This window comes from Phytoactinopolyspora mesophila, assembly GCF_010122465.1.
GTDB lineage: Bacteria > Actinomycetota > Actinomycetes > Jiangellales > Jiangellaceae > Phytoactinopolyspora > Phytoactinopolyspora mesophila.
In genome coordinates, this window is sequence record NZ_WLZY01000001.1 from 127,687 (window position 1) to 143,461 (window position 15,775).

At 68.0% G+C, this 15,775-nt stretch carries 13 protein-coding genes; 7 read left to right on the forward strand and 6 right to left on the reverse strand.

Going from position 1 to position 15,775, the window contains the following annotated elements:
• Positions 1–70: 70 nt before the first annotated feature.
• From F7O44_RS00530 to F7O44_RS00560, 7 genes are all read left to right on the forward strand, one after another.
• Complete coding sequence (locus F7O44_RS00530) at positions 71–1,090, forward strand: endonuclease/exonuclease/phosphatase family protein (protein ID WP_162448253.1); 1,020 nt, start codon at positions 71–73, stop codon at positions 1,088–1,090.
• A 195-nt stretch (positions 1,091–1,285) separates the two neighbouring features.
• Positions 1,286–2,029 carry a GntR family transcriptional regulator gene (locus tag F7O44_RS00535; RefSeq protein ID WP_162448254.1) on the forward strand — a complete coding sequence of 248 codons (744 nt, stop codon included), beginning with the start codon at positions 1,286–1,288 and terminating at the stop codon, positions 2,027–2,029.
• Between the two features lie 232 nt (positions 2,030–2,261).
• The gene (locus F7O44_RS00540; protein WP_162448255.1) at positions 2,262–3,308 is read left to right on the forward strand and encodes an extracellular solute-binding protein; all 1,047 of its coding nucleotides are present in this window, start codon (positions 2,262–2,264) and stop codon (positions 3,306–3,308) included.
• Between the two features lie 5 nt (positions 3,309–3,313).
• Positions 3,314–5,020, forward strand: coding sequence for an ABC transporter permease (locus F7O44_RS00545; protein ID WP_162448256.1), 1,707 nt, complete (start codon positions 3,314–3,316; stop codon positions 5,018–5,020).
• Positions 5,021–5,091: 71 nt separating this feature from the next.
• Entirely contained in the window at positions 5,092–6,237 is a 1,146-nt protein-coding gene (locus F7O44_RS00550; RefSeq protein ID WP_162448257.1) for an ABC transporter ATP-binding protein, read from the forward strand.
• Positions 6,238–6,248: 11 nt separating this feature from the next.
• A complete protein-coding gene (locus F7O44_RS00555) occupies positions 6,249–7,055 on the forward strand; it encodes a phosphatase (RefSeq protein WP_162448258.1) in 807 nt (268 codons plus the stop codon).
• 23 nt (positions 7,056–7,078) lie between these two features.
• Positions 7,079–9,319, forward strand: a complete 2,241-nt coding sequence (locus F7O44_RS00560; RefSeq protein WP_162448259.1) for a phosphodiester glycosidase family protein — start codon at positions 7,079–7,081, stop codon at positions 9,317–9,319.
• A 56-nt stretch (positions 9,320–9,375) separates the two neighbouring features.
• On the opposite strand, the gene F7O44_RS29285 is transcribed toward F7O44_RS00560, so the two are convergent.
• The 6 genes from F7O44_RS29285 to tal form a co-directional block, all read right to left on the reverse strand.
• Positions 9,376–9,543 carry a hypothetical protein gene (locus F7O44_RS29285; RefSeq protein ID WP_174255862.1) on the reverse strand — a complete coding sequence of 56 codons (168 nt, stop codon included), beginning with the start codon at positions 9,541–9,543 and terminating at the stop codon, positions 9,376–9,378.
• 135 nt (positions 9,544–9,678) lie between these two features.
• Positions 9,679–10,458: a 6-phosphogluconolactonase gene (gene pgl, locus F7O44_RS00565; protein ID WP_162448260.1), complete on the reverse strand. Its 780-nt coding sequence runs from the start codon at positions 10,456–10,458 to the stop codon at positions 9,679–9,681.
• On the reverse strand, positions 10,455–11,405 hold the full coding sequence (gene opcA, locus F7O44_RS00570; protein ID WP_162448261.1) for a glucose-6-phosphate dehydrogenase assembly protein OpcA: 951 nt from the start codon (positions 11,403–11,405) through the stop codon (positions 10,455–10,457). The genes pgl and opcA overlap by 4 nt, the downstream gene beginning before the upstream one ends.
• A complete protein-coding gene (gene zwf / locus F7O44_RS00575; RefSeq protein ID WP_162448262.1) occupies positions 11,402–12,931 on the reverse strand; it encodes a glucose-6-phosphate dehydrogenase in 1,530 nt (509 codons plus the stop codon). Before zwf ends, opcA begins: the two co-directional genes overlap by 4 nt.
• Positions 12,928–14,529, reverse strand: coding sequence for a glucose-6-phosphate isomerase (locus F7O44_RS00580; RefSeq protein WP_162448263.1), 1,602 nt, complete (start codon positions 14,527–14,529; stop codon positions 12,928–12,930). The genes zwf and F7O44_RS00580 overlap by 4 nt, the downstream gene beginning before the upstream one ends.
• 91 nt (positions 14,530–14,620) lie before the next feature.
• Positions 14,621–15,739 (reverse strand): transaldolase, encoded by a 1,119-nt coding sequence (gene tal / locus F7O44_RS00585; RefSeq protein WP_162448264.1) that lies wholly within the window; start codon positions 15,737–15,739, stop codon positions 14,621–14,623.
• Between the last annotated feature and the right edge of the window lie 36 nt (positions 15,740–15,775).

Sequence of the window (15,775 nt, forward strand, 5' to 3'; positions counted from 1 at the left end):
CCCACGAGTAAACCGTTGACAACCGCCGTGCCCTCCCCTCGGCGGCTCGTTCGGAAGAAGGAGAGTAGTTATGGCTCGTGTCTTGCATCGGCTCGTGGCTCCCGTTGTCGCGGGCGGAATGACGATGTCAGTGGTGTTGTATGCGAATGCCGGCGCGGGGCAAGACGAGCCGGACGCACCCGGTGCGGCTCAGCTGGCGGAACCGGTGCCGGCCGCTACCGTCGGCGACATCAGGGTGGTCAACTACAACCTGTGTGGCGCGGCCGCTCACTGTGACAATCCAGGTGAGATCCTCGATCGCACCGGATACCTGATCGACGAGGTGCTGGATTACGACGCCGACATCGTCATGCTGACCGAGGTCTGTTATCTGCAGTACGCCCATATCAGGGACGAACTCGCAGCTGAGGGATATGACTACAAGTGGGTCGCCGCCCGTCCCAGAGTCGACTCCTGCACCCCGCCCGGTGGGAACACCTCCGAGCTTGCCTCCCAGAATCTGCTCCGGTTCGGCCAGGTGCTGCTCGCCAAGAACAGCTTGACGAATCGCGAGGAGATCATGCTGAGCCAGACCAATTACGGTACCGCGACGGTGAGCAAGGCTCTTTGCGCGGACGCCGGGCTTGCCGGGTTCGCGCAGGGGGCGATCCGGGCGTGTGTCGCACATCCCAGATCCGGCCGGACCGGACCGGCGGCGAGGGCGAGGTGGGAGCAGTTGACCACGTGGGCAGCTGAAGTGGACCGGTATCTCTACGGCAACGATCAGCTCGTCATCCTCGGTGGGGACTTCAACGCCGAACCCGGTGACCCGGAGATGGACCCCTTCTATGCGCTCGACGGGATCGGTGAGTTCGTCGAGATCGACATGACCAATCCGGACGGCTTCACGCAGGACTGCGTGAACCAGCAGGCGACCGAATGCCGCTCCGGGGTGCGCACGTTCGACCACCCGACGGAGGGGCCGAAGAAGATCGACTATGTCTTCTTCTCGGCGGACCACGTGCTCGATCTGGAAGCGGAAGTCCTCCCGGTCGGCCCGAACTCCGATCACTATCTGCTGCGCGGCCGGGCGGAAGTGAGCGTCGGCTGAACGTCGCCACGGGTTGCGTCCTGCGCGGCGAGTGCCCCAGGCCACTCCCCGCAGGACGCAACCTCGCCGGTCGAGCGGGTCATCAATACCAATTTCTTACTTATGCCGTAGAGTCATCTACAGCATGAGGGAAGATCAGTCGAGCGCTGGAGGGGAATGAGCTCCGCAGCGGCCCCCCGAGGGCACAAGCATGACATGGTCCGTGACCGGATCATGAGCCTGCTGGAGAATCTGAACGTCGGGGATCCGATCCCGCCGGAGCGTGCGCTGGGAGAAGACTGCGGTGTGTCGCGTTTGACCGTGCGCCGCGCCGTTGACGATCTTGTCCGCGACGGCTATCTCACACGACGGCAGGGCAGCGGCACCTATGTGGCCCGTCCGACGGTCGTGCAGTCGCCCACGGCCTCATCCTTCTCGGTCGGCCTGCGCCGCAGAGGTCTGACGCCGGCTACCCGGGTGCTGAGCGCGGACCGGGCCGATGCCGGAGTGCGCCTGGGCTGGCGGCTGCAGATTGCGCCGTCCGACCAGGTGCTCGTCATCCGTCGGCTCCGGCTGGCCGATGGTGAGCCGATGGCGATCGCCACCACTCATCTTCCGGACGAAATGGTGCCCGGGCTCCAGGTCGACGAACTTGAAACTCGCAGCCTCTACGAGGTGCTCGAGGACCAGTACGGGCTCAAGGTATCGGCCGGTACACAGACGGTCGAGCCGACGGTGGTCAGTCCCGCGGAGAGCACCGAATTGCAGGTGCCGCCGTACTCACCGGCTTTTCTGTTCCGGACCATCACCCGCACCGGGGAAGGCGTTCCGGTCGAGTTCACCCAGACGCTGTTTCGCGGCGACCGTTACATGATCACCGCCGAGCTGGACCTGACGACCACGCCGCACGAGGATCTCGGTCACCCGCACGGGCTGGCTAGTGCGGGTCTGCTCGAATGACCTGATCGTCTTCATCGTCTAGCCCGTTCGCCGTGGTGCGAGCGGGCCGGTTGTGGTGCGGGAGCAGCTTCGTACGCTGCTCCGATGGGACAGTTGTCTATAAGTGGTACACAAAAGGTATTGACAACTCGACCACAGTCGATAACCTTTTGCTGACGCCGCGCGCCGCTCCCACTCGGCCGAGCCGCGGCGAGAACGCGATGTCGATCGAACCCACCAGAAGGCGGTCATCATGCGCACCACGCTGCTCGGGAGAAACCTGGCACTACTCGGCACGATCGCGCTCACCGCGATCGGTGCCGTGGCCTGCGGGACGGACGACGGCGCCGGCGGCGCCGGCAGTTCGGGAGAGTCGGTCACCTGGTACACACCGATGCCGGAAGAGCCGGCCCGCCGCCTCGCCGAGGCCTTCGAGCGAGAATCCGGGATCGAGGTCAAGGTCCTGCGGCAGAGTGCCGGGGAACTGCTGGCCCGTCTCAAGGCCGAGGCCGGTAATCCGGCGGCGGACGTCGTGGGCCTGGCCAGCGGCGATACCGGGCCACTGGCCGAGGAGAACCTGATCCGCTCGTACGAGTCCGACGCTGCCGACGACATCGACGACCGGTTCGTCGACCCGGACGGGTACTGGCACGCGAACGAACTCATCCTGATCATGATGGGAGTCCATGCCGACAGGTGGGAACAGGAGACGGGGGGAGCGCCGATCCCGCAGACCTGGGATGAGCTGCTGATACCTGAGCTCAGCGGCGAGGTCGTGATGCCGAACCCGACGCTCTCCGGGACCGGCTATACGTTCGTCGCCACCCAGATCTTCCGCCATGACGGCGACGACGACGCTGCCTGGGCCTACCTCGACGGATTCAACGACCTCGTGGGCCAGTACACCGACAGCGGGGGAGCACCGTCACAACTGGTCGCCACCGGTGAGTATCTGGCCGGTGTGTCGTTCGCCCATGACCTGCTCAACGTGCGTGATGCCGGCTTCCCGATCGAATTGGTCTACCCGAGCCCGACCGGCCTGGTGATCGCCGGCAACGCGCTCGTCGAGGACGCCCCCAACCCCGAAGGCGGTGAGGAGTTCATCGAATGGCTGCAAGGCCGCGACGCCTCGCAGATGATCGTCGACCTGGTCCGCTCCTATCCGGTGCGCGACGACGTGGACCTGCCCGAGGGTGCGATGAACCTGACCGATCTCGACCTCGTCGACTACGACCCGGTCCGCGCGGGTGACATGCGCGAGGACGTGTCGGCCGAGTACGCCGACCGGTACGGCATCTGAAGGCCATGACGGACACGATCACCCAACCCGGTTCTCCGGACGGCCAGCCGGCGACCGCAGGGCGCTCCGGCGCCCTGCCACCGGACTGGCAACGGCGCAGCCGTCGCCGGGCACTGACCGACAGGCTCACCGTCGGCACCCTGGCGCTCTACGTCGGCGGGCTGCTGGGGCTGCTGGTCCTGGTGCCCACCCTGTATCTGCTGTTCGTTCCCGACGCCGCGGACTGGAGCAGACTCACCGAGTCGCGCTTCGCCGAGGCAAGCATCAACACCGCCACCATCGGCGTCGCCTCCACCCTGAGCGCCACTTTCATCGGATTCCTGTTCGCTTACGCGTTGAGCCGTGCGGACATGCCTGGCCGCGGCGTGTTGCGGGTCATCGCGTTGCTGCCATTGATCTCGCCGCCGTTCGTCGTCGGGCTGGCGGTCCTGCTGCTCTTCGGACGCCGCGGGCTCATCACCCACGAGCTGTTCGGCCAGGATGTCAGCCTGCTGGGCGTCGGCGGGTTGTGGCTGGTCCAGTCGCTCGCGTTCTTTCCGCTGGCGACGCTCACCCTCCTGCCGACGTTGAAGAACATCGGCTCGACACTGGAATGGGCCAGCCGCGATCTCGGGTGGTCGTGGTTCCAGACATTCCGGCGGGTCACCCTGCCGCTGGCGTTCCCGTCGATACTCAACGCGCTGCTGCTGGTCGCCATGTTCGTCATCACCGACTTCGGGAACCCGCTGCTGATCGGCGGCGGCTACCGGGTGCTGTCGGTCGAGGCGTACGTGCAGGCAGTAGGGCGGCAGGACTTCGGTATGGCGGCGGTGTTATGTGTGATCCTGTTCGTGCCGACCTTGATCCTGTTCTGGATTCAGCGCCGTGTGCTGCGCCGGCGGACGACGGTCACGGTGTCCGGCAAAACCGGCAGCCTGCCCACGATGCCGCTGCCGGCCGCCGTTCGCCGTGTCCTGCTGGCCGTCCTCGGCGGGATCAGCGTGCTGATGGTCCTCATCTACGGCAGCATCCTGCTCGGCTCCTTCACTCAGGCGTGGGGAGCGGACTGGAGCCTGACTCTCGACCACTGGGAGACCGCGCTGCTGCGCGCCGACGACATCCGCAACTCCGCACTGTTCGCCTCCGTGGCAGCTGTCATCACAACAGTCAGCACGCTGGTGGCCGCATATGTGGTGCACCGCACCAGGGTGCCGGGGCGGGGTGTGATGGATGGATTGGCCGTGCTCCCCGCGGCTATCCCCGGCACCATGATCGGTGTCTCGTGGCTGGTCACGTTCAACGAGCCGCCGATCGCGCTCACCGGGACCGCGCTCATTCTCGTCCTGGTGATGGTGGTCCGGGCCATCCCGGTCGGGTACCGCACCGCCGTCACGACCATCAATCAGATCAGCCCGTCGATCGACGAAGCAGCCACCGACCTCGGTGCGTCCCGGCTACGGGTGCTCGGTCGCATCATGTTCCCGCTGCTGGGCGGGGCGTTCACGACGTCGTTCGTGTTCGGCTTTCTGCACGCGATCAACACGCTCAGCGCGGTGATCTTCCTGACCTCACCCGGGATCGGCCTGGGTGCTCCCACCATCGTCAACCTGGCTGAGTTCGGCCAGTGGGGCGCCGCGACAGGCGTCGCCGCCGGATTGATGGTCGTCAGTTTCGCGGGGCTGGCGCTGGCCAAGGTGATCTTCGGATCGAGGCTGCGCATGTATGAGCTGTGAGCGCGCGGTTGCCGCCGTGAACCGCGCCGACGCCGGCCCAGACCCATGTACGTCCTGCCTATGGAGACTCGATGATCGAACTGGACTCGCTGAACAAGTCGTTTGACGGCGTGCAGGCCGTCCGTGAGCTGAACCTGGAAATCCACCGGGGTGAGTTTCTCTGCCTGCTGGGACCCAGCGGGTGCGGAAAGAGCACGACACTGCGGATGATCGCCGGGTTCATCCAGCCGGACAGCGGCCGGATCCGTATCGACGGCGCCGACGTCTCGGGATACGGGCCTGACGCGCGGCCCACCGCGATGGTCTTCCAGGACTACGCGATCTTTCCGCATCTGAGTGTGGCGGAGAACATCGAGTTCGGGCTGAAGGCTCAGCGTGTCGGGAAGGCCGAGCGCGCAAGCCGGGTTCCGGAGGTTCTGGATCTGGTGGGGCTGGGTGGCCTCGGCGCCCGCCGGCCGGGGGAGCTGTCCGGTGGCCAACAGCAGCGGGTGGCGGTCGCCCGGGCGTTGGCGATCCGGCCGTCCGTGCTGCTCATGGACGAGCCGTTGTCGAACCTGGACGCCAAGACCCGCATCCACCTGCGCACTCAACTGCGCGACATTCAGCGCGACACCGGGACCACCATCGTCTACGTCACTCACGACCAGGAGGAGGCGCTCGCGCTGGGCGACCGGATCGCGGTGATGAAAGACGGCTCGCTGGAACAACTGGGCAGCGGCCGCGACATCTACCGGTCTCCCGGCACCGGCTACGTGGCCGACTTCGTGGGTGTGACGAACTGGCTGGCGGCCGAGCTCGTCGCCGAGTCTTCGGGCGGATGGGAACTCGCCGCCGGCGGCTCGTCGTTCCGGGCCACCCCCGGTGTGCGCGATAGGTCGGTGGTGACGGCCGGGGTCGTTGACGTGTCGTTGCGGCCCGAGGACGTGCGGCTCGCGCCCGACGGAGGCGCGGACGGAGCTGGGCCCGGCGACACGACCGGCGATCAGGTCTTGCGTGGTGTGGTCCGGGACGAACAGTTCCTCGGCCCGATGGTGCGGACGTTCGTTCAGGTGGGCGAGGACGTGCTGATGGTGCACTCGGCCCATGGTGGCTGGGCGGCGGGGGCCTCCGTGCGGCTGCTGTTCAGTAGTGACGACGCGCGCGCCTACCCGCGCGGAGAACAGGAGTGGCGTCCGCCGTCGGGTGATCGGACACCGGCAACGGCTGCCGCGCGTTGACGGGCGGGTACATGAGTCAGGCACAGGCGGCGGCCTTGCGGACCTTGCTCGCTGAGCGGCGGCTCGCGGGCTCGGTTCGCACGACCCGCCGGCAGTCGCTGCTGTACGCGCAGCGCACATTGACCGGGAACCCGGATTACACGTTCGGTCTCGGCGACTGGCGCACGGCGACCCTCGACGAGGTCGTGGCCGCGGTCAAAGGAGCCATCGGCGACAACATCAGCGACGGCGATCCAGCGCGGGGATACATCTCGCCGGACTGCACGATGGCCGGTATCCACGCGCACGCCGCGGCGCTGCGGCCGCTCCTTCGCGACGGCGGAGCCACCGTGTTGCTCGCCACCGGGCATCCGACCGGGCTGCTCGAGCACTACGCCGAACTTGCGTCCGCGCTGCGCGCGGCCGGCAACCAGGTTGTACGCCCGCTCGACGACCACCGGCTGGAGACCGCCACGCCGACCCACGCGGCGGGCACATCCGGCATCCGGTTCGTGTCCGGTGTCGGGTGTGCCTTCGACGACGAAGCCATCCTGCACACACATCTGCCCGACTACATGGAGGTGATGATCTCCGCGACTTCGAGCGCCGGTCAGCGGATCGACCTGGTCATAGCGGACCACGGGATGGCGGGAGCTGCCATCGAGGCGGGGATTCCGACGTTGTCGATCGCCGACGCGAACGACGTAGCGCTCCCGCTCGCGCATGCCCGTGGCCGGCATGACCACATGTTGTGCATCGAGGACAACTTCACGCCCGCTCAGTTCATACCCGTGACCGAGTTCATGCTCGCGCAAGCTTCCGGCAAATCCCAACGCTGATCGTTCAGGTGAGGAGTCGTGCCATGTCCCATCGTTTGTCCACGTGCCGACGAGCCGCGTCGCTGGTGCTGACCGGGGGCCTCGCGCTCGCGGTGCTGGCGCCGGCACACGCATATGACGAGAACACGGTCGAGACCTTCCGTGACACCCGGCCCGTCGGGCCCGGGATCGAGCTGACCACCGTCGACCGCTTCGGCCCCGACGGCTATACCGGTGATGTCGGCTGGCGGCGCACCCACGAGTTGTCCGTCGATCTGACCGCGGGAGTGGAGGTCGGGCGGCTCTTCCCCGGGCAGGTGGCCGCCACCCGGCCGCTGCTCGACATGGCGCAGGACGCCCGCGCGGTAGCGGCGGTGAATGCCGACTACTTCGACATCGCCGGCTCCGGTGCGCCGTGGGGCGTCGGTATCCAGGACGGCGAATTGGTCCAATCGCCGCTGCCGAACACCCGAGCGCGGACTACCCAGAACGCGGTGATGTTCGGTGCCGACGACATCGGGGCGATCGGCGAGATCGTGTTCGACGGCCGCGTCGAGCTTCCCGGCGAAGTGACCGTACCCCTGGCCGCGATGAACAAGGCCGAGCTGCTGCCCGACCAGGTCGGCATGTTCACCTCGGTGTGGGGAACGTACTGCCGGTGCCGCCCGGTCGAGGACACCAGCCAGACCATCGAGGTTGTCGTACGGGACGGTGTCGTGGTCGAGGTGGCCCCGGTGCCGCGGGCCGGCGCGATCGGTGACGACGAATTCGTCCTCGTCGGCCGGGAAGCCGGCGCCGACGCGTTGTCGGGGCTGCAGGTCGGTGATCCGGTGGCCGTCGACTATCAGCTTCGCGCTCCTGACGACATGCAGGTCAAGGCCGCCATGAGTGGCCGCCAGGTGCTCGTCGTCGACGGCGAGGCGCAGCAGCTGCCGCCGGAGAACAACACCCGGGAGCCGCGCACCGCCGTCGGGTTCTCCGCGGACGGAACCCAGATGTGGCTGGTGACCGTCGACGGACGCCAGCCGGGATTCTCCGACGGCATCGGGCTGGACGAGCTGGCCGAGGTGATGGTTGAACTCGGAGCGCACAGTGCGCTGAACCTGGACGGCGGCGGGTCGACGACTCTGGTCGCGCGCGACCCGGGCCAGGGCGACGCGGCCCTGGTCAACCGCCCGTCCGACGCGGCCGGCCAACGCCGGGTCCCCACTGGGCTGGCCTTGTTCGTGCCCGAGGGCAGCGGCGACGTCGACGGGTTCTGGGTGCGCACCGTGCTGGAGCGAGAGCGGGCCGCCGGGGAGACGTTCACACCTCCGCTGCGTACCGACCGGGTCTTCCCCGGCCTGACCCGGCGACTGGCCGCCGACCCGCACGACGAGACGTACGGACCGGCCGACCTGCCGGGCTCCGCGCGGTTGCATTGGCGCAGCGCTGACCCGAGGACCGGCCTGGTCAATCGGGAAGGTGTCTTCACCGCACGCTCGACCGGCGAGACGACCGTCACCGCCCGGGTTGGCCGGGCCGCTGGCGAGATCGACGTCACCGTGCTGGGGGAGCTGGACCGGCTGGAGACCACACCCGCCCGGATCGGGCTCACCGAACCCGGCCGGACCACCACCTTCGACCTGACCGGATACGACGCACAGGAGCACGCGGCGCCGATCGAGCCCGCTGACGTCACGGTTGAGTACAACGAACAGGCACTCGACGTCGACATCGACGATCAAGGCCAGTTCCACGTGACAGCGCTGCTCGACGACGTCGAGGAATCGATCACGATCACCGCGGGTCAGGTCAGTGCGGAGCTGCCGGTGAGCGTGGGCGTGCGGGAGGTCGTGATCGACAGTTTCGACGACACGTCGAACTGGGACTTCTGGAGCCTGCGAGCCAGCGGGTCGCTCTCGAGCACCCCGGACGGATATGTCGGTCCTGGCCTGCGGCTCGACTTCGACTTCACCGAGAGCACACTGATCCGCGGTGTCGGCGCGTGGCCCGCGGCTGACCGGTTCCCGGTGGCCGGGGAGCCGTCGGCGTTCAAACTGTGGGTCAACTCGGAGGGATGGGGGCACCGGACCCGGCTGGAAGTGTTCGACCGTACCGGCCGGCTGCACACGATCGAGCCGGGGTTCATCACGGAACCGGGCTGGCAGCAGGTGACCTACGAGGTGCCCGACGGCATCGCCTATCCGGTGAGTCTGCGCCGGTTCTTCTTCAATGAGCTGGATCCGGAGGCGAGCTACGTCGGCTCCATCGTCGTGGACGAGTTGACCGCGCTGATCCCATGATCATGAACACTTGGTGACCAATACGGTCACTTAGTGTTCATGATCATGGGCAGCGATCAGGAGGCACGGGCCTTGGCCCGTGCCTTCTTCGGCACCTTGGCCGGGAAGACGAAGCGGCGCTTGCTCTCTCGCTCGGCGAATCCGGCGTCGGCGAGACGTTTCAGCACCACCGGGCAGGTCTTGCACCGGGGCGTGCTCTTGCAGCACTTCTTCTTCGCCTTCACCAACCGCACAGTGAATGATAGGTCGGGCTGGCCCTGCGCAACGAACGCCCCGGCTCGTGCATCGATAGGACTTCTCGTGCGTCAACAGGCCTGGAGCCATGGTAAGGCGCGAGAAAACCCACCAAACATGATCATTTAGGGGGTGGCGCGGCGGTTGAGGCCGGAGGGGAGTTTGCTGGCGGCGGCGTCGTCCAGGAGCCAGAGCGTCCGGTGCCGGCCGTGGGCGCCGGCCGCCGGGATCTGGGTAGGTCCGGCGCCGCTGAGGGCCATCTGCACGGCCGGAGCTTTGCCTTCGCCGGCGGCCAGGAGCCAGACCTCCGCCGCCGAGCGGATGGTGGGCAGCGTGAGACTGATCCGGGTGGGCGGCGGCTTCGGCGAACCATGCACGCTGACGACGGCGCGCTCGTCGTGCAGCGCCGGGAACTCTGGAAACAGCGAGGCCACGTGTCCGTCGGGACCGACCCCGAGCATCAGCACGTCGAACTCGGGCACGTCTGAGTCGGTTCCGGCCGGGGTGGCGGCGTTCAGCTCCACCGCGTACTTGTCCGCGGCGCGTTCGGGATCGCCGGCGAACTCACCAGCCTCGGCGGGCATCGGGTGCACCCGCTCCGGGGCCACCGGCACGTGGTCGAGCAGTGCCTCGCGCGCCTGGGTCTCGTTGCGTTCGGCGTCGCCCGGCGGCAGGAAACGCTCGTCGCCCCACCACACGTCCAACGCTGACCAGTCCACGGCGGACCGGGCGGGGGAGCGCCGCACAGCGGCCAGGGTGGCGATGCCGACTCCTCCGCCGGTGAGCACCACCGAAGCGTGGCCGCGAGCGGCCTGGGCGTCGGCCAGCCGGGTGATCAGCCGGGCCGCCGCCGACTCGGCGAGCAGGTCGGCGTCGTGATGGATGACGACGTCGGGCGAGTTCATCGCTTCACCTTCGTCCGGGTTGTCTTTCCGGTCTCGCGCTGTAGCTCCAGGCCGCTGGCCAGGACCTCGCCGTAGACGTCGTCCGGATCGAGCCGGCGCAGCTCTTCGGCCAGGCAGTCGGCGGGGGAGCGACGCGGCAGCGCCACTTTGCGGTCCACCCGCCCAGGGGTGCTCAGTATCGCGACGTCGTCGTCCGGCCGTTCGATCACGATGGGGCCCGACGGGCGTTCCAGCCGCACACTCAACATGCCGTCGACGCCGCTGGCCTTGGTTCGGGTCACCGGGCAGCGCAGGGTCAAGGACAGCCAGCCGGCCAGCAGGTCCGCACTTGGATTCTCGGGACCACCCACGACGCGGGCCCCGGTGACCTCTTCGAACGGCGGCTGGTCGAGCGCCGCGGCGAGCAAAGCTCGCCAGAGCGTCAGCCGGGTCCAGGCCAGGTCGGTGTCGCCTGGGCGATACGTGGCCATCCGGTCCTTCAGCGCGGCGGAGGGCCGCTTGCACGCGGCAGCGTCGGTGATCCGGCGCTGGGCCAACGTCCCCACCGGGTCTTCGGCCGGGACCTCCGGGGCCTCCGCCGGCCACCAGACCACGATCGGCGCGTCCGGCAATAGCAGCGGAACGACGACGGAGACCGGATGGGCGGTCAGCGGACCGAACGTCCGCAACACGATGACCTCGCTGGCGCCGGCGTCGCCGCCGACCCGGATCTGGGCATCCAGCCGGGTAGAACCCCGCGACGTGCCCTTGATCACCGCGATGATCCGGCACGGATGCTCGTGGCTGGCGTGGTTGGCGGAGGCGATGGCATTCTCCGCGTGCTCCTCGTCGATCACGAGGACGAGCGTGAGTACCCGGCCCAGGGTGACCGCGCCGTGCCGCTCGCGCAGGTCGACCATCCGTTTGGCGACATCACTGGAGCTGGTCGAAGGCAGATCGATGATCATGGGATCCTCCAGTGCCGGCCGTCGCGAGCCAGCATCTCGTCGGCCGACGCGGGCCCCCAGCCGCCGGAGGCATACGGCTCCGGGGCGCCGTTCTCGGCCCAGTACTCCTCGATCGGATCGAGGATCTTCCAGGACAGCTCCACTTCCTCATGTCTCGGGAAGAGTGGGGGATCGCCGAGCAACACGTCGAGAATGAGCCGTTCATAGGCTTCCGGGCTCTCCTCGGTGAAGGAGTAGCCGTAGCCGAAGTCCATGGTGACGTCGCGCACCTCCATGGCGGTACCCGGAACCTTGGAGCCGAAGCGGATCGTCACCCCTTCGTCCGGCTGTACCCGGATGACCAGGGCGTTCTGCCCGAGCTCCTCGGTGGCGGTGGACTCGAACGGTAGATGGGGCGCCCGCTTGAAGACGATCGCCACCTCGGTGACCCGGCGGCCCAGGCGTTTGCCCGTACGCAGGTAGAACGGCACCCCGGCCCAGCGGCGGGTGTCGATGTCGAGCCGGACCGCGGCATAGGTCTCAGTCTTGGAGTCCTTGGCGATGCCGTCCTCTTCGAGGTAACCGCGCACCTCCCTGCCGCCGGCCCACCCGGCCGCGTACTGCCCGCGGGCAGTGTGCAGGCTCAGGTCCTCCGGAAGCCGGACCGCAGAGAGGACCTTCTCCTTCTCCGCGCGCAAGTCGCCGGCATCGAACGACACCGGCTCCTCCATCGCGACCAGCGCCAGCAACTGCAGCAGGTGGTTCTGGATGACGTCGCGGGCTGCGCCGATGCCGTCGTAATAGCCGGCCCGGCCGCCGATGCCGATGTCTTCGGCCATGGTGATCTGCACGTGGTCGACGTAGTTCGCGTTCCAGATCGGCTCGAAGAGCTGGTTGGCGAAACGCAGCGCCATGATGTTCTGAACGGTCTCCTTGCCCAGATAATGGTCGATCCGGAAGATCGCATCGGGTGGGAAGATGTCTTCGACGACGGCGTTGAGTTCACGCGCGCTGGCGAGGTCGTGTCCGAACGGCTTCTCGATGATCACCCGCCGCCATTGGTCTTCGGTCTCCGGCTCGGCGAGCCCGGATCGGGCCAGCTGCTTGCAGACGACGTCGAAGAACGACGGCGGGATGGACAGATAGAAAGCATGGTTGCCGCCGGTACCCTGAGCTTCGTCGAGTTCACGGACGGTGCGTTCGAGCTGGTCGAAGGCGTCGTCGTCGGAGAAATCGCCGGAGACGAACCGGAATCCTTCGGCCAGCTGCTTCCAGGTGGCGTCGCTGAACGGAGTCCGGGCATGCTCACGCACGGCGTCGTGTACCTGCTTGCCGAAGTCCTGATGAGCCCAGTCCCGCCGGGCGAACCCGACCAGAGAGAACCCCGGCGGCAACAGGCCGCGGTTGGCGAGGTCGTAGACGGCGGGCATCAGCTTCTTGCGGGCGAGATCACCGGTGACGCCGAAGATGACCAGGCTGGACGGTCCGGCGATCCGCGGTAGCCGTTTGTCTCGCTTGTCGCGAAGCGGATTCGCGGGCCTGGTCAACGGAGTACCTCACGCAGCTTCGCGACGCCGGCGGCCCGGTCGGTCAGATGCAGGCGGAGCACCGGACGACCATGATCAGCCAGCACCTGGGCGTCCCCGGCCGCCTGGGCGGAGATCAGCTGGCCGAACGTGAACGGGCGGTCCGGGATCTCGACGTCGTCGGCGATGGCGCCGGTGATCTGCAAGAACACGCCCTGCGGTGGACCACCTTTGTGGTACTGGCCGGTGGAATGCAGGAAGCGTGGTCCCCAGCCGAACGTGGCCGGCCGGCCGGTACGGCGTGCCAGCGGAACCCGGATCTCACTCAGGCCGGCGTCGGCGCCTTCTCGGTCGAGGTATGCCATGACGGCCAGGTAGCCGCCGTCGTCCAGCTGGCTCAGCAGTGACTCGACGGCGCCCTCCAGTGAGCTCACGCCGTCGAGCAGGCCGGCCGACCCGCGCACCTCGATGCCGTCGGCGGTAAAGGCGGCCGCCTCCGGCGCGGGTGTCGAATCGAGCAGCCCGCGCGCGGCCACCTTGGCGCTTTCGACATCGGGCTGGTCGAACGGATTGATGCCGAGGAGCCGGCCGGCGATCGCCGTGGCGTATTCCCACAGCAGGAACTGTGCGCCCAGCGAGCCGGAGACGACGGCACCGCGATCAGGGGCCGACGCGGTGGAGCCGATGAGGACCGGCAGCACATCGGCCGGTGGGTTGGTGATCTCGGGGTCGGCGATGCTCGCGGCGACGGGCAACACGCCGGTGCCGAGCTTGCCGGTCGACTCCGCGATGAGCTGTTCAGCCCAGTCCGCGAAACCGGTGATGCCGGACCCGGCGTCGGCGATCGCCACCTTGTCCTGCCGCGGGCCGGCGCCGTCAGTGTCGCCGGCCATGGCCGCGGCGAGGACGAGCGCGGGATTGTCCGGCGAATCCGACGACAACACGTCCGCGACCGCCGCCGCCTCGTCGAGCAAGGCCGCGACATCGGCACCGGCGAGCCCACTCGGCACCAGGCCGAACGCGGTCAGCGCGGAGTACCGCCCGCCGACGTTGGGGTCGGCCAGGAACAGCCGGCGATACCCGGCGCTCTGGGCGTGCTCAGCCAGCGCGGAGCCCGGGTCAGTCACTGCCACGATGCGCGAGCCGGGATCGATGCCGGCGTCGGTGAAGGCCGCCTCGTAGACCCTGCGCTGGCTGTCCGTCTCGACCGTCGACCCGGACTTGCTGGAGACCACCAGCACGGTCCGCTCGATGCGGTCGGAGAGCGCCCGGCGCACGGACGTGGGATCGGTGGTGTCGAGCACGGTGAGCTCCACCCCGGCTGTCCCGGTGATGACCTCTGGGGCCAGCGACGATCCGCCCATTCCGGCGAGCACGATCCGATCCAGCCCATCGGCGCGCAGCTGCGCCTGCAGCGCCTCGATCTCGGCGAGCAACGGACGCGACGTCTCATGCAGGTCGACCCAACCGAGCCGGATCGACGCCTCGGACTCCGCGTCCGGACCCCACAAGGTGTGGTCCTTGGCCGCGATCCGGGACGCGACCTCGGCCTCCACCAGCGTGTTCACCGCTGCCGACGTGTCGACCCGGTAGGTGGTGACGGAGAGTTCGCTCGTCACTTCGCCGCCTCCAGTCCGATGGTCGGCGCTACGGTCCTCGCTCGCTCCGCGGGCGCTCCTCGTCCCTCGTCGCGACCACTGCGCTCGCTCGTCACTTCGCTGCCTCCAACTTCGCGGTGACCGACTGCAGCAGATCGTTCCAGCTGTCGGCGAATTTCTCGACGCCTTCGTCTTCTAGCACCTGGGTGACGTCTGTCAGGTCGACCCCGGCGGCATCGATGGCGGCCAGGACCTGGCGCGCGTCGTCGTAGTTGGGGCGGATGGTGTCGCCGGTGATCCGGCCGTGGTCGGCGGTTGCCTCGAGGGTGGACTCCGGCATGGTGTTCACCGTGTCCGGCGCGACCAGCTGATCAACGTACATCGTGTCGGAGTACTCGGGGTTCTTCGTCGATGTGGACGCCCACAGGGGCCGCTGCCGCTTCGCCCCAGCGGCCTCGAGTCGCTTCCAGCGCTCAGCCGCGATCACTTCTTCATAGGCGGCGTAGGCGAGCCGGGCATTGGCCACGGCCGCTTTGCCGCGCAGCGCGAGTGCGTCGTCAGTGCCGATGGTCTCGAGCCGCTTGTCGATCTCGGCGTCGACCCGGCTGACGAAGAACGACGCGACCGAGGCGATGTTCTCGATCGACTCGCCGGCTTCCAGCCGCTGTTCCAGACCGGCCTGGTAGGCGTCCATCACTTCACGGTGGCGTTCGATGGAGAAGATCAGCGTCACGTTCACGCTGATACCCGCGGCGATGGTGGCGGTGATCGCCGGCAGCCCCGCCTTGGTGGCCGGGATCTTGATGAAGACGTTCGGGCGGTCGACGGTGGCCCACAGCTCGCGCGCCTGCGCGGTGGTGGCGTCGGTGTCGTGTGCCAGGCGGGGATCCACTTCGATGGAGACCCGGCCGTCCTGACCGCCCGTACGACGGGCGACGGGCGCCAGGACATCGGCGGCCGCGCGTACGTCGTCGGTGGTGAGGCGCCGTACGGCCGCATCGGCGTCGGCCGCCTGCCGGGCCTGCTGACGCAGGTCGTCGTCGTACAGACTGCTCTTGCTGATGGCCGCCTGGAAGATCGACGGGTTGGTGGTGACTCCGACCACATGACGCTCGTCGATCAGCTGCTTGAGGTTTCCGGTGGTCAGCCGGTCGCGGGAGAGATCGTCCAGCCACACGGCCACGCCAGCCTCGGAGAGCCTGGCCAGAGGTGCGTTATCGGTATCAGTCATGGTGTACAGCTCCGTTGCTGGGTGGGTTTTCTAGCG